We start from the raw sequence: 21,075 nt of genomic DNA, 5'->3' as shown, positions 1-21,075 counted from the left end.
CCTGCCATGACCCGCGCCACCGACCGTGCCCTGAGTACTGCCGAGATGCATGCCTTCGGCGAGGAACTCGACGCGATCCGCGACCGTGTGATCGGCAGCCTCGGCGCCTCCGATACCCGCTACATCCGCCGCGTGGCCGCCGCCGTGCGCTGGTTCGGCGTGGGTGGCCGTGGCCTGCTGTTCCTGGCAGCGTTTTCGCCGCTGTTCTGGATGCCGCTGCTGTGGCCGGCCGCGATCACCGGCACGCTGCTGCTGGCGCTGTCGAAGATCCTGGAGAACATGGAGCTGGGCCACAACGTGATGCACGGCCAGTTCGACTGGACCGGTGATCCCAAGCTCAATGGCAACACCTACGAGTGGGACATCGTTGCCACCGCCGACAACTGGCGCAAGACCCACAATTTCCGCCACCACACCTACACCAATGTGCGTGGCATGGACGATGACATCGGCTATGGCCTGCTGCGCATCTTCCCCGAACAGCGCTGGAAGCCGTTCTACCTGCTGCAGCCGATCATCGCGCCGATCTTCGCACTGCTGTTCCAGTGGGGTGTGGCGGCGCAGGACCTTCGCCTTGGCCGCTGGCTGAAGGGCCGCATGAGTGCCCGTGCGATGTGGCTGCAGACCCGCCCGGTGGCGCGCAAGATGCTGCGCCAGGTGCTGAAGGACTACGTGTTCTTCCCGCTGCTGGCGGGTCCGTTCTTCCTCACCGTGATGCTGGGCAACCTGGTCGCCAACGGCCTGCGCAACATCTGGACCTACGTGATCATCTTCTGCGGGCACTTCACCGCCGAATCGGAAACCTTCCCCAAGGAGTGCCTGCGCAATGAGTCGCGCGGCCACTGGTACCTGCGCCAGCTGCGCGGTTCGTCCAACATCAGCGGTGGGTTCCTGATCAACGTGCTGTCGGGCAACCTCAGCCACCAGATCGAGCACCATTTCTACCCGGATCTGCCGGCCAACCGCTATGCGGCCATCGCCAAGGAAGTGAAGGACATCTGCCGCCGCTACGGCCAGCACTACAACAACGGCTCGCTGCCGCGCCAGTTCGGCCAGGTGGTCTGGCGCATCCTGCGCCACGCATTCCCGAGCAAGCCGCGCCGCCTGCCGATGCCGGACATCATGTCCGCACCGGCATCGGCCAACGCGGGCTGATCGACTCAGCCCGCCTTCGCCAGGGCCGCCTGCTCGCGGTCCAGGCGGCGCAGGAACACCTGCATTTCCCTGCGTGCCTGCTGGTCGCCCTTGCTGCCGGCCACGCTCAAGCCGCGCTGCCACGCCTCACGGGCCGCCTGTGGCTGGCCACTGGCCAGCCAGGCTTTGCCCAGCAGCCTCCAGGCCGCCGAGTACTGCGGATCAAGCACCACGCAACGGCCCAGGTGGGTTGCCGCGCGTACCGGGTTGCCGGCATCCAGCCAGCCCTTGCCCAGGCCGAAGCGCAGCAGCGCGCCGTCCTTGCCGGCGGCGAGCATGCATTCCAGTGCTTCGATGTTCATCCGCGTACCTCCACCAGCAGTTCGGCCGGACCCGGCTGGAACCGACCGCGATGGAACAGCAGCGGCGCGCCGCCGTTCTCGTGCACTTCGATGATGCGACCGGCCAGCAGCAGGTGATCGCCCACCGGCCACTGCGCGTGGCGGGTACAGGTGAGATGGGCGACCGCACCGGTGATGCGGGGTGGGGCGTCCTCATCGTCATCCAGCAATGCCAGGCCGTCGAAGCGGTTGCGGACCTGCGGATCGGCGAAGCGCCGGGCCAGCGCTTCCTGGTCGGCCGCCAGCACGCTGAGCGCAAAGCGCGTGGCGCGCTGGAAGGTGGACAGGCTCTGTGCGTGCAACGCCAGGTTCCACAGCACCAACGGTGGCTGCAGTGAGACCGGCACGAACGAGTTGATGGTCAGGCCGACCGGCTTGCCCTGTGCATCGCGCGCGCAGACGATGGCCACGCCGGTCGGGAAATGGCCGAGCAGCCGCCGCAGGGCACGCGGCGGCATCTCGACCGATGGCACCGGGGCCGGGGCGGGGAACACCCCGGCCCACGGCCCGGCGTAGGGCAGTGTCTCGCCGCTCATGAGGCCCGGGCCTGGTGGTAGCGCCGGCCGACTTCGGCCCAGTTGATGATGTTGAAGAAGGCGCCGATGTAGTCCGGGCGGCGGTTCTGGTAGTGCAGGTAGTAGGCGTGTTCCCAGACATCCAGTGCGAGGATCGGGGTGTGGCCGGACAGGCCTACGGCTGCACCCATCAGCGGGCTGTCCTGGTTGGCGCTGCTTTCCACCTGCAGGCGACCATCGCGATCGCTGGTCAGCCAGGCCCAGCCACTGCCGAAGCGGGTCTGCGCGGCCTTGGTGAAGGCCACCTTGAAAGCATCGAAACCGCCGAGGTCACGGTCGATGGCGGCGGCCAGTTCGTCATCGGGTGCACCACCGGTGGTGCTGAGCACGGTCCAGAACAGGCTGTGGTTGGCGTGGCCGCCGCCGTTGTTGCGGACCGCGCCACGCTGGGCCTCGGGCACGGCATCGAGGTTGGCGATCAGCGCCTCGACCGGCTGCTCGGCGATGCCGGCCTGCTCGATGGCGGCGTTGAGATTGTTGACGTAGGTCTGGTGGTGCTTGCTGTGGTGGATCTCCATCGTGCGCGCATCGAAATGCGGCTCAAGGGCGTCGTAGGCGTAGGGGAGCGGGGGAAGCGAGTACGACATCGAAGCAATCTCCGTGGGAAGGCCAGGGGGCTGGCCGTGGGGAGATCGTTATCGCACCTCAACATTGGTTGAGGTCAAGGGGCGGGATTGAGGTGCGTGCGCGTTCATCGCTTTGATTCTTCCTGCAGGACAGCACGAGCGGAATGGTAGTGCCGGCCGCTGGCCGGCATGCTGGCAAGGTCGGGTTGCCGGCCAGCGGCCGGCACTACCAGAACCCGCTTTTCTAACCTCACCGGCGCGCTGAAGTGCTGCCCGCGCTCGCAGGAAACCGTCCGGTGGCGGGGGGAGGGGCTGGCCGGGACCGTTGGCGCCATGGATGGCGCCATCGAGCCCCCAAGGATGGGTTTACGGCGTGTCCCGGCCAGCCCCTCCCCCGGCCACAACCGGCATCAACAAAGGCGCCGGCAGGCGAACCAGCCGCCCGCGTTTTCATCAACTCAACTCAACCAGTCCTTGCACGCGCCATCCACCTGTTCACCGCACGCCTGCTGCATCCTCTGCTGCAATCGCGCCAGCGTCTCGGCACCCTGGTGCTTCCCGCTCCACGCCTTCAGCTGCCCGGCCAGGCGCTCGAAACGCTGGCGGGTGCGCTGGTGGTAACCCGACGGCTGCGCCTCCAGTTCGGCGATCAGCGAGGCGGTGGCCTGCTCGATGCGCGGCGCGTCGTTCGGCGCCAGCTTCAGCAACCCTTCCACGTACAGCACGCCCCATTGCACGCGGGTGGCCGGGCCCTGCGCACCGTCGTAGGCACGCTTCAACCACTCCAGCGCACCGGCAGTGTCGCCGCGCTGCTCGGCCAGTTCGGCCAGCTCGGGCATGTAGTAGTAGGGCTGCTCGCTGCGCTTCAGCTCCGCCAGCAACAACGCCTCGGCACCGGCGTCGTCACCGACCTGGCGCAGTGCGTAGACCGCGCTGCTGATCGTGGCCTGGCGTGCATGCGCATCAGTGGCGGTGGCGTCGGCCGCGGCCACGCGCTGCTTGACCCGATCAACCAGCGGCGCGGGCAGTGCGCCCTTCGGCTGCTGCTGGCGGGCCAGCGATACTTCCGTCAGTGCGCGCGACAATGCGTCGTCGGCGCGGTCGCCGCGCTCGGCATCTGCGCGTTCCAGCGCGACCAGCAGCTGCTGGCCCAGCGTGTTGCGGGTGGCCGGCCCAGTACTGGCCTGCGTGACCAGCTGTGCGCCTGCATAGCCCAGCAACTCACGGTTGCGGCGGACTTCGGCCGGCTGCGCCAGCACGGCCTGCAGCAGCTCGCGTACTTCGGTAGGCGAGCTGGCGGGCGTGTCGGCGGTGGCCAAGGCCAGCAGGGCGAAGCGGCGCTGCAGGGCGGCATCCGGTGCCGCCTTGGACAGCTGGCGCAGTACATCCTGACTCCTGCGCTCGCCGGCCAGGCGGTTGGCGTCGACTTCCCAGCCGTAGTCGCCCAGTACCTGCCAGTCTTCTGCAGCCAACTTCTCCGGCGTGGCCAGGGCGGTGGCCAGAGTGGCAGCGATTGCACTGCGGCGCCCGGCGGCAACGGTCAACGCCCGGGTCAGTTCGGCGGCGTCGTTGCCACCGGCCACGCGGGTAAGTTCATTGCGCTGTGGGTCCAGTACGATCAGGGTCGGGTAGCCGCGCACCCCGAAGCGTTCGCCCCAGGCCTGCGCACCTTCCTCGTCGCCATCCAGATAGACCGGCACGAACTTGCCGGTCAAGGCGATGAAGGCCGGGTCCTTGAACAGGCCGGCCTTGAGCTGGTTGCACGGCGGGCACCAGACCGCGCCCCAGTACAGCAGCACCGGCTTGCCGCTGTCTGCGGCTTCGGCGAAGGCATCATCGACGTCACCCTGGCGCCACGCGATTCCCTTGGCCGGCGCAGGTGCCTCGGCGGAGTTGGCGGTGGAAACCGGGGCCGGGGCGCAGGCACTCAGCGCCGAAGCCAGCAGCAACACGGAAAGCGCGACGCGCATCGGCAGGATCTCGAAGGGCAGGGTGACAGGGCATTGTAGGAACGCGCAGGGAACCCGCTGATTCAGTTTGCTCATGACGGACATGCGCCGGGGCATGACGCCCCGGGCATTGGCCGGGGCCCGTGCCTTCAGGCGGCTGCCCGCACCATCTGCTGGTAGACCAGTCCGTTGAACTCGCCGGCCTCACCGTCAATCACGAAGCCATAGCGCAGATAGGTCGGCACAGCGTTGAGCGATGCGCGTACGGTCAGGGCCGGCGCGCGTACCTGAGGCAGCACCGCCTCGAACAGTGCATGGCCGATGCCCTGTCCCTGGCAGCCGGGATCGACGAACAGCATCGCCAGGTGGCGACCTTCCTTCAGCTCGACCACGCCGATGATACGGCCGTCCTGCTCGGCCACCAGGATATGGTTGTCGCCGTGCAGGCGTTCACCGAACGCATCGGCGGCGGCGACATTGCCGAACGTGGCGATGCCGGTTGCGCTGAGCGAGGGCGCCACCGCCGCAGTGAACGCGGCCAGGCACACCGCGCTGATCGCGGGCAGGTCATCGACGCGGGCAGGGCGGATCGTCGGCATGCAGTGTTCTTCCCGTGGCGGGCTGCGCGTCATCGCTGCCCCATGCCTGCACGCTAAGCTGCAGGCATGAGTGATTTCAATCCCGCGTACGCTGCGTTGTTTCCAGGGCAGGGCTTGAGCCTGGGCCTGATGACGCCGGTGGCGTCGCAGGGGCTGGCCGATCCGCATCAGGCGCGGCGCATCGCGCGGTTGGCCGACGATCTTGGTTTCGCCGCGTTGTGGGCGCGCGATGTGCCGCTGATGGTGCCGCAGGGTCCGGACGCGACAGCAAGTGCGCTGGACGATCCGTTCCTGTGGCTGGGCATGCTGGCGGCCGCGACGGGGCACATCGTGGTCGGCAGCGCGGCCATCGTGCTGCCATTGCGCCAGCCCCTGCAGGTGGCGAAGTCGGCGTTGAGCCTGGACCGGATCAGCGGCGGACGCTTCGTACTGGGCCTGGGTTCGGGTGACCGCCCGGAAGAGTTCGCCGCATTCGGCGAGGATCTGGAGGGCAGGGCGGCGACCTTCCGTGAGCGTTGGACGTTGTTGCGGGCGGCGCTGTCACCGGCCGCCGATGAGCGCACCGCCGTATTGCAGGCCACTGGTGGCTTCGACGTGCTGCCAGCGCCGGCAACCCGCATTCCGATGCTGGTGGTGGGTACCGCGCGGCAGAGCCTGCAGTGGATAGCGCGTGAGGCCGAAGGCTGGGCCACCTATCACCGCGAAGAGGCCGCGCAGGAAGGGCGCATCGGCCTGTGGCAGCAGGCGCTGGCGCAGCGCGGCGGGCCAGGCAAGCCGTTCGTGCAGTCGATGCTGCTGGACCTGCAGGCAGATCCGCAGGCGCCGCCCGAGCCGCTGCCGCTGGGCCTGAAGGTCGGCCGCGATGGCCTGCGTGAGTATCTGCTGCGCGTGCATGCGCAGGGCGTGGCGCATGTGATGTTCAACCTGATCGATAACGGGCGGACGATGGATGACGTGCTGCGCGAGATCGGGGAGCAGGTTCTGCCGGATATGCCCGGGTAGGTGTCCACCTTGGTGGACACGCTCTCGCCGCTGCGCCCGCTGAACTGCTGAGTGTTTCCTTCAGTGGCCGAGGCAGAAGCAGTCGAGCACGGCTCGACTCTACATGCAGCGCGCATCTGCGTATCATTCGCATTTGATACCCCGATGCCGGAGCCCCACGTGACCCAACGTTCCCCCATGCACCCGACCGGACGCCTGTTCGCTGCGGTCGCTTTCATCGAGGCCGTGACCTGGGCCGGCCTGCTCATCGGCATGTGGATGAAGTACGGCCCGATGGCCAACGTGGCCCTGGTGAAGGTGTTCGGGCCGCTGCACGGCGTGGCTTTCCTCGTCTATGTGGCGGTGACGCTGCTCGCGGCGGTGCGCCTGCGCTGGCCGTGGTGGGCCAGTGCCCTGGCCCTGCTGGCAGCGATCCCGCCGCTGGTGACACTGCCCTGGAGTGGTGGTTCAAGCGCCGTGGCCTGCTCGGCCTGCGTGCAATGCGCTGAACCCAGTGTTGCGCGCCCATTCAAGAGAATGGGTATCAAATGCAAATACGAGCCGTTATCATTTGAGGGTGGCATCTGGCCCTGAGCAGGGTCGGTGCCGGGTGGGGCGCGCAGGCGCGCCCGGCCAATCCTTTCCTGTTACGGCTGGTGTTTCATGCACGCACGTCCCGTCGTTCCCGGCTTGCCGGCGCTGGTGTTGGCTGCCCTGATTGGCACCATGGCGATGATGTCCTTCGTCGCCGTGATCGGCCCGGTGGTCCGCATGCTCGGTTTGTCCGAGTGGCATGCCGGGCTGTCAGTCACCGCCGCAGGCGTGTTGTGGATGCTGGCCGCGCGCCCCTGGGGCCAGCTCAGCGACCGCATCGGCCGCAAGCGCGTGCTGATGCTGGCGATGAGTGCCTACACCGTGGTCTACATCGCGCTGGCGGTGTTCATCGACGTGGCCCTGCAGGCGGTGCCGCCGGTGCTGGTGTCAGTGCTGGTGCTGGTCGCTGCGCGCGGCCTGATCGGCCTGTTCTACGCAGCGGTGCCTCCTACCGCAGCTGCGCTGATCGCCGACAAGGCACCGACCGGGCAGCGTGCGAAGTTCCTCGCCCGCCTGGGCAGCGCCAACGCGTTGGGCATGGTGCTGGGCCCGGCTGCCGCGGGTTGGCTGGCCTATACGAACCTGTCGCTGGCGCTGTACGTGGCCGCACTGTTGCCACTGCTGGCGTTGGCGCTGCTGGCCTGGCGACTGCCGGCCACAGCGCCTGTAATGGGCGTTTCCGCCCAGCGCCGTGCGCCGATAAGCCGCCTCGACCCGCGCCTGCGCCTGCCGCAGCTGGCGGCGTTCATCGCCATGGTTTCCGTGACCATCGCGCAGGTCACGGTTGGCTTCTTCGCGATTGATCGCCTGGGCCTGGATGCGGCGGCCGGTGCGCGCATGGCCGGCATCGCGCTGACGGCGGTCGGCGTTGGCCTGATCCTGGCGCAGGCGCTGGTGATGAAGCTGGAGGTTCATCCGCGCCGCTGGATCGCCCTCGGCGCCGTGATCTCAGGCATCGGCTTTGCTTCGGTGGCGGGCGTGCAGCAGGCCTGGCAACTGCCTGCGGCCTACGCACTGGCTGCATTCGGCATGGGCTTCGTATTCCCTTCGTTCCAGGCATTGGCCGCCGACGCGGTGGAGGCGCACGAGCAGGGCGCCGCCGCCGGTACTGTCGCTGCCGCGCAGGGACTGGGCATGGTGGCCGGGCCGATGCTCGGCACGCTGGTGTATCGCGGCGGGCCCAGCCTGCCATACCTCCTGGTCGGCGCGTTGCTGCTGTTGCTGTGCGCGCTGGCCGCAGTGCATCGGATGAAGGAGACCCCATGAACGATTCCCTGATGCAGGGCGCGTGGCCGGAGGCTGCGCCAGCGCCGCAGGAGAGCAGCGACGACGCGACGCTGTTCCTGCTGCAGCACGCTGGCCAGCACGTGCACGCACGCGGTTGCCGCGCCACGCTGCCGGCCGGTGCGCTGGCGACGTTGGCGGAACGCGTTTCGGTGTTCTTTGCCCAGCAGCGCGGCGGCCCGGGCCTGCTGGTTGGCGCAGTCCCATTCGAACCCCGTGCCGACGACGCGTTGTACCAGCCCGAGCGCCTGCTGCCAGCGCTGGCACTACAGCCACAGGCCGCGCCAGCGCTGGAGGGTGCCCTGCAGGCCGAGCCTTCGGCGCAGGCGTACGCGGCGTCGGTGGCTGCGGCGGTGCAGGCACTGCGCGCGCCCGAACTGGACCTTCAGAAGGTGGTGCTGGCGCGCAGCCTGGTGGCACGCACCCACCGGGTGCTGTCTCCGGACGTGCTGCTGGCACGGCTGGGCGCGGATCCTTCGGTGGCGACTTATGCGGTTCCGCTGCCGGTGGAAGTGGGTCAGGCGCCAGCGTGGCTGGTGGGCGCGACCCCGGAATTGCTGCTGCGCAAGCGTGGTGCTGAGCTGTTGTCGCACCCGCTGGCGGGGTCTGCGCGGCGCTGCGCCGATGCTGCCGAGGACGAGCGCGCCGCGCAGAACCTGCTGGCCTCGACCAAGGACCATGACGAGCACCGTCATGTGGTCGAGGCGATCGTCGAGGGTCTGGCGCCGTATTGCAGCCACATCGATGCACAGCCGCGCCCGGCGCTGCATGCCACCGCCAGCATGTGGCATCTGGGCACACGCATCCATGCCACGCTGAAGGATCCGCACACGTCGGCCGCCGAGCTGCTGGCGCAACTGCACCCTACGCCGGCGGTCTGCGGTACGCCGCGGTTGGCGGCGCTGCAGCGCATCCGCGAGCTGGAACCGGTGCCGCGCGGCTTCTATGCCGGCGCCGTGGGCTGGTTGGACGCGCAGGGTGACGGCGACTGGTATGTGGCAATCCGCTGCGCACGCCTGCAGGGAATGCAGCTGCGCCTGTTCGCCGGCGCCGGCATCGTTGCCGACTCGCAGCCCGAGGCCGAGGTGGCCGAGACCGCTGCGAAGTTCGCCGCCCTGCTGAATGCGCTGGGTGTCCATGAATCCGCGCCTGCGATCGAGCCTGCCGCATGACTACCTCCACTGACGCTTCCCGCCTGCCACTGCAGCAGGTGTGGCCGGATGACCTGATGGCGCGCTATCGCGAGGCTGGGCATTGGCGTGGCGAGACCTTCCCGGGGTTCCTGCGCGAACGTGCAGAACGCTATGCCGATGACATTGCGGTGGTCGCCGGCGACGTGCGCCTGAGCTATGCGCAGCTGTGGCACGAGGCCGGGCGGATCGGTGCCGGCCTGCTGACGCTCGGCCTGCAGCCAGGGGAGCGGGTGCTGGTGCAGCTGGGCAACACGGCAGGCTTCGTCACAACGGTCTGTGGCCTGTTCCGCGCCGGACTGGTGCCGGTGTACGCGTTGCCGGCACACCGCATCACCGAGCTGGTGCACTTCGCCAACAAGGCCGAAGCCAGTGCCTACATCACCACCGGGCTGCATGATGGCTTCGACCATCGCGGACTGGCGCGGGCGCTGCAGGCCGACGTGCCGGCGGTTCGCCATGTAGTGATCGACGGCGATGCGGCGGAGTTCATTGGGGTGGAGGCACTGCAGGGCGATCGCAGCCGGTTGCCGGCCGATCCGGACCCGCAGTCTGTGGCGTTCCTGCAGATTTCCGGTGGGAGCACCGGGCTGTCCAAGCTGATTCCACGCACGCATGACGACTACATCTATTCGTTCCGTGCCAGCAATGAAATCTGCGGCATCGACCGCGACAGCGTCTACCTGGTCGCGCTGCCGGCCGCGCACAATTTCCCGATGAGCTCGCCCGGCTTCTTCGGCGCGTTGTATGCCGGTGCCCGCGTGGTGCTCAGCCCCGGCCCCGGGCCGGACGCCGCATTCCCGCTGATCGCACGGGAGCGGGTGACCTGCTGCGGCCTGGTGCCGCCGCTGGCGCTGCTGTGGGCGCAGGCCGCCGCCACCAGCAAGTATGACGTGTCGAGCCTGCAGGTGCTGCAGGTGGGCGGTGCCAAACTGGTGCCGGAAGCCGCACGGCGAGTGATCGACGGCCTTGGCTGCACGCTGCAGCAGGTGTTTGGCATGGCCGAAGGCCTGGTCAACTACACGCGGCTGGATGATCCGGAGGACCTGATCGTGGCTTGCCAGGGTCGGCCGATCAGTCCGGACGACGAAGTGCGCGTGGTCGATGACCATGACCAGCCGGTGGCCGAAGGCGAGGTGGGGCATCTGCTCACCCGTGGCCCGTACACCATCCGTGGCTACCACAACGATGCGGTGGCCAATGCGCGCTCGTTCACCGATGACGGCTTCTACCGTACCGGTGACCGTGTGCAGCAGCTGCCCGGAGGCTACCTGGTGGTGCAGGGGCGTGCGGGTGACCACATCAACCGGGCGGGCGAGAAGATCTCTGCTGAAGAGATAGAGGACCACCTGCTGGCACATCCGGGCGTGTTCGATGCGGCCGTGGTCTCGATTCCCGACGAGTACCTGGGCGAGCGCAGCTGCGCCTTTGTGATCCCGCAGGGCGAACCGTTCAAGGCGCCGGCACTGAAGGCCTGGATGCGCGGGCGCGGCCTGGCGGCGTTCAAGGTGCCCGACCAGATCGTGTTCGTCGACAGTTTCAATACCACGGCGGTCGGCAAGATCAGCCGCCGCGAATTGCGCGCGCAGCTGCGTGCGCGTCATCTGCAACAGACAGGAGGAACGCGCTGATGGCGCTGCCCCGTATCACCGACTATCCCTTGCCGACCGCCGCCGAACTGCCGCAGGCGCGTGGCCCGTGGCGCCCGCAGCGCGATCGTGTGGCTTTGCTGGTGCACGACATGCAACGCTACTTCCTGGCGGCATTCGACGCCGGCAGCACGCCCTTGCGGCCGGCGGTGGACAACATCGTGCGCCTGCTGGCGCACTGCCGCGCGCAGGGCATTCCGGTGTTCTACACCGCCCAGCACGGTGACCAGGACCGTCGCGACCGCGGCCTTCAGGCCGACCTGTGGGGACCGGGCATGCGTCGCAGCGCCGATCATGAGCCGATCATCGAGGCGCTGGCGCCGCAGCCGGGCGAGCATGTGCTGGTCAAGCATCGCTATAGCGCCTTCCAGCGCAGCAACCTGGAGACGCTGATGCGGGTACGTGGGCGTGATCAGCTGCTGGTGACCGGCGTGTACGCCCATATCGGCTGTACCGCGACCGTGGTCGATGCCTTCCAGCGTGATATCGAGGCCTTCATCGCCGCTGATGCGGTGGCCGACTTCTCGCGTGCCGATCACGATCAGGCGCTGCACTGGATCGCGCGCACCTGTGGTGTGCCGATGACCACCGATCAGCTGCTGGAGGTGCTGTGATGGCTGCCATGGGTGAGGCGCTGGATCTGGAGCGGATGCGTGCCGACGTGGCGCGTGTCCTGGAGTGCACGCCGGCCGAGATCGGTGACGACGACAACCTGATCGACCTGGACCTGGACTCGATGCGCATGCTCGGCCTGGTCCTGGCCTGGGGCAACAATGGCCTTCCGCTGGAGTTCTCGCAGTTGGCCGAGCACACCACGCTGCGCCAGTGGTGGGGTGTGGTGCAGCAACTGCAGGCCGCGCAGAACGCATGAACGCCGCAGCGCTGGCCACGCCGGTGGCGTTGACCGAGGCCCAGGCGGGGCTGTGGTTTGCACAGCGGCTGGCACCGGACAATCCGTCATTCAATACCGCGCACGCGGTATGGATCGACGGCCCGCTGGACGTGGCCGCGTTCGTCGCAGCGGCAGACCGGGCTGCGCGCGAGGCCGAGGCTTTCGCATTGCGCTTTGCCGAAGGTGCCGATGGCCAGCCACTACAGTGGCATGACCCGGTACACGTACCGCTGCTTTCCGTACGCGATGTGTCCGCCGAGGCGGATCCCGCCGCTGCGGCACGCAGCCTGATGCACGCCGACCGGCTGAGCCCGGTCGATCCCACCCGCGACCGGATCAGCCAGCAGGTGCTGCTTGAACTGGGTGGGCAGCGCTGGGTCTGGTACCTGCGGGTGCATCATCTGGCTGCCGATGGCTACGGCATGGCGCTGTTCACCGATCGCGTGTGCGCGTTGTACGCCGGCCGCAAGGGTGAGCCACTGCCAGGACTGTCCGCTGTGCTGGCCGATGATGCCGCCTACCGTGCCGATCCGCGCCGCGTGCAGGCCGGGCAGTGGTGGCGTGAGCACATGCAGGGCGCACCGGCAGGCGCAGGCCTGGCCGGCACGCTCGCGGCCAGTGACGACGCGCTGCGCTGGGTGCAGCCGCTCGATGCGGCATTCCGTGAGCTGTTGCTGCAGGCTTCGGTGCGTTGGCTGCAGCCTTGGCCGGATGTGCTGGTCGCACTGGCGGCCGAGTACCTGCGGCGGATGAGTGGCGCCGATGAAGTGGTGCTGGGCGTGCCCTACATGGGGCGGTTGGGCAACGCGTCGGCGCGGGTGCCGGCGATGGTGATGAATGTGTTGCCGCTGCGCGTGGCGGCCGGCGAGGGCAGCGTCGAGGCCTTTGCCCGGGGCCTGGGTCGCCAGCTCAGTCAAGGCCGCAGGCACGGCCGCTACCGGGGCGAGCAGCTGCGCCGGGACCTGGGCCTGGTCGGCACGCAGCAGCGCCTGCACGGCCCGCTGGTGAATGTGCAGCCGTTCTACAGGCCGCCGGCCCTGCCCGGCGTGCAGGCGGCGCTGGAGGTGCTGTGCACCGGGCCGGTGGATGACCTGGCGCTGGGTTTCCGTGGCGATGGCCAGCACCTGCTGGATCTGGAGATCGAGGCCAATCCCGCGCTGTACAGTCGCGAGGATGTCGAGGCGCACGCGGCGCGGCTGCTGAATTTCGTGTCGGCGGCGCTGCAGGCTGACGATATCGAAGCCGTACCCTTGGCCACGCCCATGGAGGCGCAAGAGGTGCTGCAGGGTTTCAACGCCACCGCGCACGCGCTTCCTGAGACCACCCTGGTTGAATTGCTGCAGCAGGGCATGGATCGGGACCCGCACGCGCCTGCGCTGGTGTTCGGCGATGCTGCCATGGATTACGCAACGCTGGAAGCGCGCAGTTTCGCGCTGGCGGCACAGCTGCGGGCGATGGGTGTCGGCCCGGGCAGCGTGGTGGCGGTGGCATTGCCGCGCTCGCTGGCGCTGGTGATCGCGCTGGTGGCCGTGCTGCGCGCAGGCGCGGCCTACCTGCCGCTGGACCTTGCCCATCCCGACGAGCGGCTGGCGCGGATCTTCGCCTCGGCGCAGCCGGTGTGCGTTCTGGCTGCGGCGGAGGTTTCGGCGCGCATGGCCGGCGTACCGGTGCTCGCGCCGGAGCAGTGGACCGCGCTGAGCTTCGCCGCGCCGTGGGCCGATCCGGCGCCCAGCGATGCGGCCTATGTGATCTATACCTCCGGTTCGACCGGGGAACCGAAGGGCGTGGTCGTCGAACACCGTGCCATCGTCAACCGCCTGCTGTGGATGCGCGAGCACTACGGCATCCGCGCCGATGACCGCGTGCTGCAGAAAACCCCGGCCACCTTCGATGTCTCGGTCTGGGAGTTCTTCCTGCCGTTGCTGTGCGGAGCCACGCTGGTGGTTGCCGGGCCCGATGCGCATCGCGACCCCACCGAACTGGCGCGGCTGATCCGCGGGCATGGCATCACCACGGCGCATTTCGTGCCGTCGATGCTCGATGCCTTCCTCGCTGCACCGGCCTCCGAAGGCCTGCAGCTGCGACGGGTATTCACCAGTGGCGAGGCGCTGGACGCCGCGTTGCGCGACCGCTTCCACGCGCGCATGCACGCCGAGCTGCACAACCTGTACGGCCCGACCGAAGCCGCGGTGGACGTCAGCTACTGGCCGGCGTCGGCGCAGGATCGATCGCGGCCGGTGCCGATCGGCTTCCCGGTCTGGAATACCCGCCTTTACGTGCTGGACGCGCGGATGCAGCCGGTGCCGGTCGGTGTGGCCGGTGACCTTTATCTGGGCGGTGTGCAGCTGGCGCGTGGCTATCTCGGTCGCGAGGACCTGACTGCCGAACGCTTCCTTGCCGATCCTTTCCTGGCGGGCGAGCGCATCTACCGCACCGGCGACATAGCGCGCTGGCGCAGCGATGGCGCGGTGGAGTACCTGGGCCGCAGCGACCATCAGGTGAAACTGCGCGGCCTGCGCATCGAGTTGGGCGAGATCGAGGCGGCTTTGCGCGAACTGCCGGGCATGGAGCGGGTGGAAGTGCTCCTGCGCCACGACGCACCCGGCGATGCCGGCTGGTAGCCTATGTGCCGTCGGCACTGGCCGACGCCAGCATGCTGCGTAGTCATCTGGCCACACGCGTGCCGGATTACATGGTGCCGTCCGCCTTCGTTGGCGTGGATCACTGGCCGGTGACCGCCAACGGCAAGTTGGATCGCAACGCGCTGCCCGTACCACCGCGGCAGGAGATCGCCGGGCTGGCGCCGCGCACGCCGTTGGAACAGGAGCTGGCTTCGCTGTTTGCCCAGGCACTCGGGCGAGATGCGCCGGTGGCGGTGGATGCGGATTTCTTCAGTCTCGGCGGTGACTCACTGTCGGCGGTGCACCTGCTGCTGGCGATCGAACAGCGCTGGCGCTGCGATCTCGGTCTGGGGGCCTTGTTTGCCCAGCCCACCGTGGCTGCGCTGGCGGTTCGCATTGCCGAGCCGCCCGCGCTGGCCGATCACGCACTGGGGCCGGTGATTGCGCTGGCCGCGACCGAACCGGCCGGGCCTACGCCGCTGTTCGTGCTGCACCCGGCCGGCGGCATCGCCTGGAACTACCGCGCCCTGGCCCGGGCACTGCAGCCGGCACGCCCGGTATATGGCCTGCAGTCGCCGGCACTGGACGCGCGGCAGCCGCTGCCGAGCAGTATCGAGGCGATGGCCAACGACTACGTACAGCGTGTGGTCGCATTGCAGCCGACGGGGGCGGTGCATCTGCTGGGCTGGTCGGTGGGTGGCATCCTCGCCCAGGCGATGGCGGTGCGACTGCATGAGATCGGGCGCGAGGTCGGCGAACTTGTACTGCTGGACGCCTATCCCAGCGAGTGCTGGCGGGCCGAGCCGGAGCCCGATGCCATCGCCGCATTGCGGGCACTGCTGGCGATTGCCGGTCATGACCCGGATGCGCATCCGGAACTGGACAGCCGGGAACGCATTCTCGCGTTCCTGCGTCGTGGCGGCAGTGCGCTGGGTAGCCTGCCGGATGTCGTGCTGGATGGCGTGGTGCGCGCCGTGACCGGCACCAATCGACTGATCCGTGAACATATCCACCGGCCGTTCGATGGCACGCTGGTGCATGTGCGTGCCGGTCGAGATCACCAGGCGCGGCCACAGTTGCGGTCGGCGTTGTGGCGGGCACACGCGCGCAGGGTGCAGTCGTTGGAACTGCCATTCCTGCACGCAGAGCTGACCGGACGCGATGCAGTGGCGCAGCTGGCGCCGTGGTTGTCGGCACGCTTGCGCCAATGGGACGAACAACAGGAGATCGCAACATGCAGTTGACCGGTTTCAAAGGCCGCGTGGCGTTGGTGACCGGCGCCGCCGGTGGCATCGGCGAGGCACTGGTACGGTTGCTGGCCGAGGCCGGTTGCACCGTGGTGGCGACCGATCGCGAGGCGCCTGTTACGGCAGATGTGCGTGTGCATACCTTCGCACTCGACGTGACCGACAGTGCCGCCGTGGACGGCTTGGTGGATCAGGTCGAGTCCAGCATCGGGCCGATCATGCTGGCCGCCAGCGTGGCCGGTGTGCTGCATGTGGGCGGCGTGACCGAGACCGGCGATGACGACTGGCGCCGGGTGTTCGCGGTGAACACCGACGGGGTGTTCCATGTCGGGCGTGCCCTGGCGCGGGTGATGTCGCCGCGCGGGCAGGGCGCGATGGTTACCGTCAGCTCGAATGCGGCCGGTGTGCCGAGGCATGGCATGGCCGCCTATGCGGCATCCAAGGCCGCCGCCACGATGTTCACCCGCTGCCTCGGGCTGGAGCTGGCGCCGTTGGGCATCCGCTGCAACATCGTCGCCCCGGGGTCCACGCTGACCCCGATGCAGACCGGCATGTGGCAGGACGAGCACGGAGCCGAACGGGTGATCGTCGGCAGCCTTGAGACCTACAAGGCCGGCATCCCACTGCGCAAGCTGGCCACCCCGGAAGACATCGCGCACTCGGCGATGTTCCTGCTCTCCGAGCAGGCCGGGCACGTAGCGATGAGCGACCTGTACGTGGACGGCGGCGCCACCCTGCGCGGCTGAGGTCTGGTAGTGCCGGCCGCTGGCCGGCAACCTCATTCAACTTCAGACATCTCCCAACCCCCATCGAGGCTTGGCCTGACAGCCAACGCCCAATGATCGACCCACCATGGCGCATGAGCAGCCATCGCCTCCGCCTGGGCCGTCACTCGATCATCGGCCAGGCCTATGTCCTGACAACCACGACCCACCAGCGCCGCCGGCTCTTTGAAAGCGAAGCTGCAGCAGCATGTGTAATCGACCAGTTCCATTACGTCGAACAGCGCGGGCTCGTATGGTCACACGCATGGGTTGTCATGCCGGATCACGTCCACTGGATGTTCGAGCTGCGTGCAGTTCACCTTCCAGACGTCGCGCGCCGGATGAAATCGTCGAGCGCACTTGCCCTGAATCGCCTGGCGGGCCGTCGAGGTACGGTGTGGCAGCCCGGCTACTTCGATCATGCAGTAAGGACCGAAGAGTCGCTGGCGCGGCAGGCCCTGTACATCCTGGGCAATCCGGTGCGCGCCGGTCTTGCTGGGCAGATTGGCGAGTATCCGTATGCGTGGTCGGCCTGGGGTGATGCCGGCCAGCGGCCGACACTACCACAGCGCAGATCCCGTTCCGGTGCACAGGGCATCCGTAAGGGTAGTGCCGGCCGCTGGCCGGCAACCGCAGGAACCCGCAGATGCGTAGCTGCCGGCCAGCGGCCGGCACTACCATTCAACGGTCAGCGCGGCTTGCGTGTCCGTTTCGGCTTTGCGGTATCACCGCCGCTGGCGGCGCCATCCTGCAGCGCCTGTAGCCAGGACAATGTGTCCACATAGTCGATGAAGTGGCGCAGGTAGCCGGGGCTGGCGGCCTGCATCATGTCGAGCATGCGCTGCACCAGCACCGCTGAGTTCAGCGGGCCGCCGTCAGCCGGGGCCTCGGCGCGCAGCGAGCGGCGCACCTGAAGTTCGCTGCGCAGCTCCGACCATTCGCGCTGCACCTGCTGCAGCATCGGCACCTGTGGGTAATGCGGCAGCGAGCGCGACCCCGCATCAAGGTCACGCACCAATGCGCGCAGGCCTTCCAGCGCGGGCGGCTTACTTGCCATCCGCCGCCTTGGGCTTGGGGATCGGCGCGATTTCCACACGGCGATTGCGCGCGCGGCCTTCCTCATTGGCGTTGGAACTGACCGGCTGCTCGCTGCCGAACGCGGCGGCGAACACGGCGTCAGCCGGTACGCCATCGGCGATCAGGGTGCGGGTCACGGTCAGCGACCGCTGCGCGGACAGCTCCCAGTTGTCGGCGAAGCGGCGGTTGCCTTCGCGCACCGGCGCATCATCGGTAAAGCCGCTGACCATCAGGATCTCTTCGCGGCTGCCCAGATAGGCGGCCAGCGGTGCGGCCAGGCTGCGCAGCAGCTCCTGGCCCTCCGGCTGCAGCTGGTCCGAGTTCAGTGCGAACAGCACGCTGCCGCTGATGCCGATGCGGCCATCGACCAGGGTCACGCGACCGGCGGCCAGTGGGCCGGCCAGCGCCTGTTCCAGGGTCTGCAGGCGCTTGGCTTCGGCCTGGCGCTGCTTCATTTCCTGGTCCAGCCGCTGCGACAGCTCCAGCTGCACCGCGACCACACCCACCAGGATCAGCACGAACGCACCCAGCAGCACCGACATCAGGTCGCCGAAGGCGGCCCAGATCGGTGCGTGCGAGCCGCCATCGACCTCCAGCTCGTCGCTCATGCGCTACCGGCCTTGCCGCGGCGCGTGGCCAGCTGCTGCAGTTCTTCCATCACCTGCTTCTGCGACAGCAGGCTGAGGTCGACCACCTCGCGCGCCTGCGCCACGTAATAAGCCAGCTGCTCATCGCTACGGGCCAGCGAGGCATCCAGTGCGCCACCGATCTGTTCCAGGCGGCCGGAAAGCGCGGTGGCGGCACTGCCGAACTGCGCGACCGCTTCACCGAAGGCGCCGGCCAGCTGGCCGACGTCACCCGCGCTGCCGGTGAGTGCTGCCGCAATGCCATCCAGCTTGCCGGTCTCGGCCGCGATATGGTCGGTAAAGCGGTTGCCAACACGCTCCAGCAGCTCGGCCGAACCGCCAACCAGTGCGTCCACCGCGGTGCGCTGTTCGTGCGATGCGTGGTTGATTGCATCCAGCAGGGTCTGCACGGTGGCCAGCAGGCGACCGCGCTCTTCCAGCATCGCGTTGTCACGCACCAGGCTTTCAGAGAGCGTGCTGCGCAGCTCGTTGATGACGTCGGCAGCAGCTTTCGGTGCCGCTGCCGCGGTCTGCAGCAGGGTGGACACTTCGGCCAGCGTGGCGCTGGCCTGCGCGCGACCGTTCTCGCCGATCTGCTGCGCGGTCGCCGCCAGCGTGTCGCAGACCTGTTGCTGCTGCGCAGCCAGGCGTTCGCCATTGGCCTGCAGGCGCTCGGCCAGCTCGGTGGAAACGTGCTGCAGGGCATCACTCCAGCGCTGCAGGCGCTGTTCGTCGCCAGCCTGCAGTTGCGCCTGCAGGGCGGCGTGGGCCTGCTGCAACTCGGCGCTGACCGCGTCCCAGCGCGCTTGGCGCTGCTGCTCGCGGCTGTCCAGGCTGGCCTGCAGTTCGGCGTGCGCAGTCGCGGCGGCGGCCTGCGCGGCCTGCCACTGCTGCGAGCGCTGCGCTTCATGATCCTGCAGCAGTGACTGGTTGGCGCTGTGCTGCTGTTCCAGTGCCTGCAGCAGCGCCTGCGCACGCGCATCCAGATGTTCGCTGGCGGCGATCAACGCCTGCTGCTGGCGCTCGACCAGCGCGCTGTTGAGGGCCTGCTGCTGCTCGGCGGCGGCACGCAAGGCGTCTGCATTGCTCTGTGCATCGGCCTGCAGGCGCTCGCCGAGGCGCGCGATCAACGCTTCGGCATGCGTGCCCTGGCCATCGCTGAAGGCCTGCAGGTGCTGGCGCAGATCACTCACCAGCGCCTGCTGCGCCTGGGTCTGTTCACTCACCACCTTGGCCCAGCTGGCTTCGGTGGCGACCCGGCTGCGTTCGAAACCGTCGCTCAGGCCGGCCAGCTGCTGCTGCACGGCCTGCTCGACGCGGGCATGCAGTGCTTCGCCGTGATGGGCCAGGCCAGCCAGGGTGGTCTCGGCCATCGGCTGCAGCGCGCCACCGATGGCCGCGGCGCTGGCTTCAGCACCTTCGCGCAGCGACTGCTGCAGCGACAGGGCCAGGCGTTCCTGCAGCGCTTGGCTCTGGGTCAGGAACTCGGCCTGGCCAGCCAGCAGGCGCTCATTGGCGGCGGCACTGTGCTGTTCAAAGGTGCTGGTCATCGCCTGCAGGCGGTCGACCAGCGCCGGCAGCGCTGCGGACTGCGCCTGCAGCAGGCGCAGCGATTCGGCACGCTGCCAGGCCTGCGAGTACGGATGCAGGTCGCTGGAAATGGCGCGGTCCAGCTGCTGCACGGCCAGCAGACGGTCACGACGCAGCAGCGCCGCCAGCAGGCCGAGCATGGCCGAGCTGGCCACACCGGCGATCGAGGTACCGAAGGCCACCGCCAGGCCCTGCACCGGCGAGGCCAGCGAGCCGCGGATCGCGGCCATGTCGGTCGCGCTCTGCAGGGCCAGGCCGGTGCCACGCAGCGTGTCCATCATGCCCAGCAGGGTACCGAGCATGCCCAGCAGCACCAGCAGGCCGACCAGGTACGGGGTCAGCACCGGTGCGGGCAGGGCGGTGCGCTCGCCTTCCACGCGCAGGCGCACGGCGTTGCGCAGGCCTACCGGCACGCGCTCCAGCCATGGGGCGAGGCTTTCCTTCGCGCTGGACAGGTCATTCAGTGCGGCGCGCAGGCCGTTGCTGGCCTGGCGGTAGCGGTACAGCTCCACGCCGCCGGCGATGTAGCAGGCCGCAATGATCGCCGCCACCGCTGCACCCAGCGGATGCACCGAAACGTAGCCAATGCCGATCCAGCACACGGCCAGCAGGCCGACAAGGAAAACAACGACATGGAGAGCAGTTCTGGACATGGTGTTCCGGTCAGTGGGAGCGCAGGGCGTCTTGCAGCCCTTCGATCGGGTGGAAGCGCAGCTGCAGCTCGGCGAGCAGCAGCGTGCGCATGTCATGGCGGAAGGCCGCGCGCCAGCCGGGCTGGCCATGCACGCGTTCAAAACGGGCGCCGAGCACCGCCGGCGCGGTGGCCAGCAGGCTGTGCTCGCGCGGGGTGAGTGTCTGTTCCATCACCGCATCAACCTCGGCCAGTCGCGCCAGCTCCGGCGAGACCTGTACCAGCTGGTCGCGCAGGCGGCCGCGCAGGCGCCCGGTGGCGGTCTGGATGGCCTGCTGCAGCACCCGGTAGCGCTGACGCAGCGAAGCGAAGTTGGGTGCGGCAGCGGCCTCGGCCAGGTCCAGCAGGCGCTCGGCCTCGGCGTCCTCGCGGATCGAGGCCAGCAGGCTGGCATGGGCCTGGGCGCAGTCGGCCAGTACATCCTCGGCCCCTCGGCAGCTTCGCCGGGCTCGGGCAGGCGTCCGCCCAACGCGCCGGACAGGGCCACGGCACGGCTCCAGTCCACCCACTGGCCGAGGCGATCGGTCAGGGCGGGACTGCTGGCCGGCATCGCGCCGTCGCTGAGACGGGCGAGCAGGCGGAGGAACTCCGGTCCACCCAGGACCGGCTGCGCTGCGTTCGCCATCAAGGGGTGAGGGGCCAAAA

The 21,075-nt window shown here is 68.7% G+C and carries 17 protein-coding genes and 4 pseudogenes; 11 read left to right on the top strand and 10 right to left on the bottom strand.

Annotated elements, in window-relative coordinates; translation table 11 throughout:
• Positions 1-6: 6 nt before the first annotated feature.
• Positions 7-1,155 (top strand): fatty acid desaturase family protein, encoded by a 1,149-nt coding sequence (locus DL544_RS12195; RefSeq protein ID WP_005416924.1) that lies wholly within the window; start codon positions 7-9, stop codon positions 1,153-1,155.
• A 5-nt stretch (positions 1,156-1,160) separates the two neighbouring features.
• Here the strand turns inward: DL544_RS12195 and DL544_RS12190 are convergent, their stop codons facing one another.
• From DL544_RS12190 to DL544_RS12170, 5 genes are all read right to left on the bottom strand, one after another.
• Complete coding sequence (locus DL544_RS12190) at positions 1,161-1,496, bottom strand: tetratricopeptide repeat protein (RefSeq protein ID WP_139727237.1); 336 nt, start codon at positions 1,494-1,496, stop codon at positions 1,161-1,163.
• Complete coding sequence (locus DL544_RS12185; RefSeq protein ID WP_139727235.1) at positions 1,493-2,071, bottom strand: flavin reductase family protein; 579 nt, start codon at positions 2,069-2,071, stop codon at positions 1,493-1,495. The genes DL544_RS12190 and DL544_RS12185 overlap by 4 nt, the downstream gene beginning before the upstream one ends.
• Entirely contained in the window at positions 2,068-2,697 is a 630-nt protein-coding gene (locus DL544_RS12180; RefSeq protein WP_139727233.1) for a superoxide dismutase, read from the bottom strand. Before DL544_RS12180 ends, DL544_RS12185 begins: the two co-directional genes overlap by 4 nt.
• 437 nt (positions 2,698-3,134) lie before the next feature.
• Complete coding sequence (locus DL544_RS12175; RefSeq protein WP_065179197.1) at positions 3,135-4,646, bottom strand: thioredoxin family protein; 1,512 nt, start codon at positions 4,644-4,646, stop codon at positions 3,135-3,137.
• Between the two features lie 128 nt (positions 4,647-4,774).
• Entirely contained in the window at positions 4,775-5,224 is a 450-nt protein-coding gene (locus DL544_RS12170) for a GNAT family N-acetyltransferase (protein WP_065185774.1), read from the bottom strand.
• 66 nt (positions 5,225-5,290) lie between these two features.
• Between DL544_RS12170 and DL544_RS12165 the strand changes: the two genes are divergently transcribed.
• From DL544_RS12165 to DL544_RS12125, 9 genes and pseudogenes are all read left to right on the top strand, one after another.
• On the top strand, positions 5,291-6,226 hold the full coding sequence (locus DL544_RS12165) for a TIGR03571 family LLM class oxidoreductase (protein WP_139727231.1): 936 nt from the start codon (positions 5,291-5,293) through the stop codon (positions 6,224-6,226).
• A 177-nt stretch (positions 6,227-6,403) separates the two neighbouring features.
• Positions 6,404-6,714, top strand: a pseudogene (locus DL544_RS12160) (DUF3817 domain-containing protein).
• Positions 6,715-6,868: 154 nt separating this feature from the next.
• Entirely contained in the window at positions 6,869-8,065 is a 1,197-nt protein-coding gene (locus DL544_RS12155) for an MFS transporter (protein WP_139727229.1), read from the top strand.
• Positions 8,062-9,255 (top strand): isochorismate synthase, encoded by a 1,194-nt coding sequence (locus DL544_RS12150; protein ID WP_139727227.1) that lies wholly within the window; start codon positions 8,062-8,064, stop codon positions 9,253-9,255. Before DL544_RS12155 ends, DL544_RS12150 begins: the two co-directional genes overlap by 4 nt.
• A complete protein-coding gene (locus DL544_RS12145) occupies positions 9,252-10,904 on the top strand; it encodes a (2,3-dihydroxybenzoyl)adenylate synthase (protein ID WP_139727226.1) in 1,653 nt (550 codons plus the stop codon). Before DL544_RS12150 ends, DL544_RS12145 begins: the two co-directional genes overlap by 4 nt.
• On the top strand, positions 10,904-11,536 hold the full coding sequence (locus DL544_RS12140) for an isochorismatase family protein (RefSeq protein ID WP_139727224.1): 633 nt from the start codon (positions 10,904-10,906) through the stop codon (positions 11,534-11,536). Before DL544_RS12145 ends, DL544_RS12140 begins: the two co-directional genes overlap by 1 nt.
• On the top strand, positions 11,536-11,793 hold the full coding sequence (locus DL544_RS12135) for a phosphopantetheine-binding protein (protein ID WP_065179204.1): 258 nt from the start codon (positions 11,536-11,538) through the stop codon (positions 11,791-11,793). The genes DL544_RS12140 and DL544_RS12135 overlap by 1 nt, the downstream gene beginning before the upstream one ends.
• A pseudogene (locus tag DL544_RS12130) lies at positions 11,790-15,679 on the top strand (amino acid adenylation domain-containing protein). The gene DL544_RS12135 and the pseudogene DL544_RS12130 overlap by 4 nt, the downstream one beginning before the upstream one ends.
• Entirely contained in the window at positions 15,670-16,428 is a 759-nt protein-coding gene (locus tag DL544_RS12125) for a 2,3-dihydro-2,3-dihydroxybenzoate dehydrogenase (protein ID WP_139727222.1), read from the top strand. The pseudogene DL544_RS12130 and the gene DL544_RS12125 overlap by 10 nt, the downstream one beginning before the upstream one ends.
• 32 nt (positions 16,429-16,460) lie before the next feature.
• Here DL544_RS12125 and DL544_RS21940 read toward each other — a convergent pair whose 3' ends face one another.
• Complete coding sequence (locus DL544_RS21940) at positions 16,461-16,676, bottom strand: hypothetical protein (RefSeq protein WP_255313145.1); 216 nt, start codon at positions 16,674-16,676, stop codon at positions 16,461-16,463.
• Between DL544_RS21940 and DL544_RS12120 the strand changes: the two are divergent.
• Positions 16,578-16,982 (top strand): annotated as a pseudogene (locus DL544_RS12120) (REP-associated tyrosine transposase); the annotation flags it as partial. The gene DL544_RS21940 and the pseudogene DL544_RS12120 overlap by 99 nt on opposite strands.
• Before the next feature lie 152 nt (positions 16,983-17,134).
• Here DL544_RS12120 and DL544_RS12115 read toward each other — a convergent pair.
• The 4 genes and pseudogenes from DL544_RS12115 to DL544_RS12100 form a co-directional block, all read right to left on the bottom strand.
• On the bottom strand, positions 17,135-17,503 hold the full coding sequence (locus DL544_RS12115) for a DUF2894 domain-containing protein (protein ID WP_065179208.1): 369 nt from the start codon (positions 17,501-17,503) through the stop codon (positions 17,135-17,137).
• Positions 17,493-18,131, bottom strand: coding sequence for an OmpA family protein (locus DL544_RS12110; protein WP_065179209.1), 639 nt, complete (start codon positions 18,129-18,131; stop codon positions 17,493-17,495). Before DL544_RS12110 ends, DL544_RS12115 begins: the two co-directional genes overlap by 11 nt.
• Entirely contained in the window at positions 18,128-20,392 is a 2,265-nt protein-coding gene (locus DL544_RS12105) for a DUF802 domain-containing protein (protein WP_139727220.1), read from the bottom strand. Before DL544_RS12105 ends, DL544_RS12110 begins: the two co-directional genes overlap by 4 nt.
• Positions 20,393-20,402: 10 nt before the next feature.
• A pseudogene (locus DL544_RS12100) lies at positions 20,403-21,055 on the bottom strand (DUF3348 family protein).
• Between the last annotated feature and the right edge of the window lie 20 nt (positions 21,056-21,075).

It is taken from the genome of Stenotrophomonas sp. pho (assembly GCF_006228405.1).
Lineage (GTDB): Bacteria > Pseudomonadota > Gammaproteobacteria > Xanthomonadales > Xanthomonadaceae > Stenotrophomonas > Stenotrophomonas sepilia.
The sequence above is the reverse complement of the archived record's forward strand: the minus strand, read 5'-3'. Positions and strand labels throughout refer to the sequence as shown.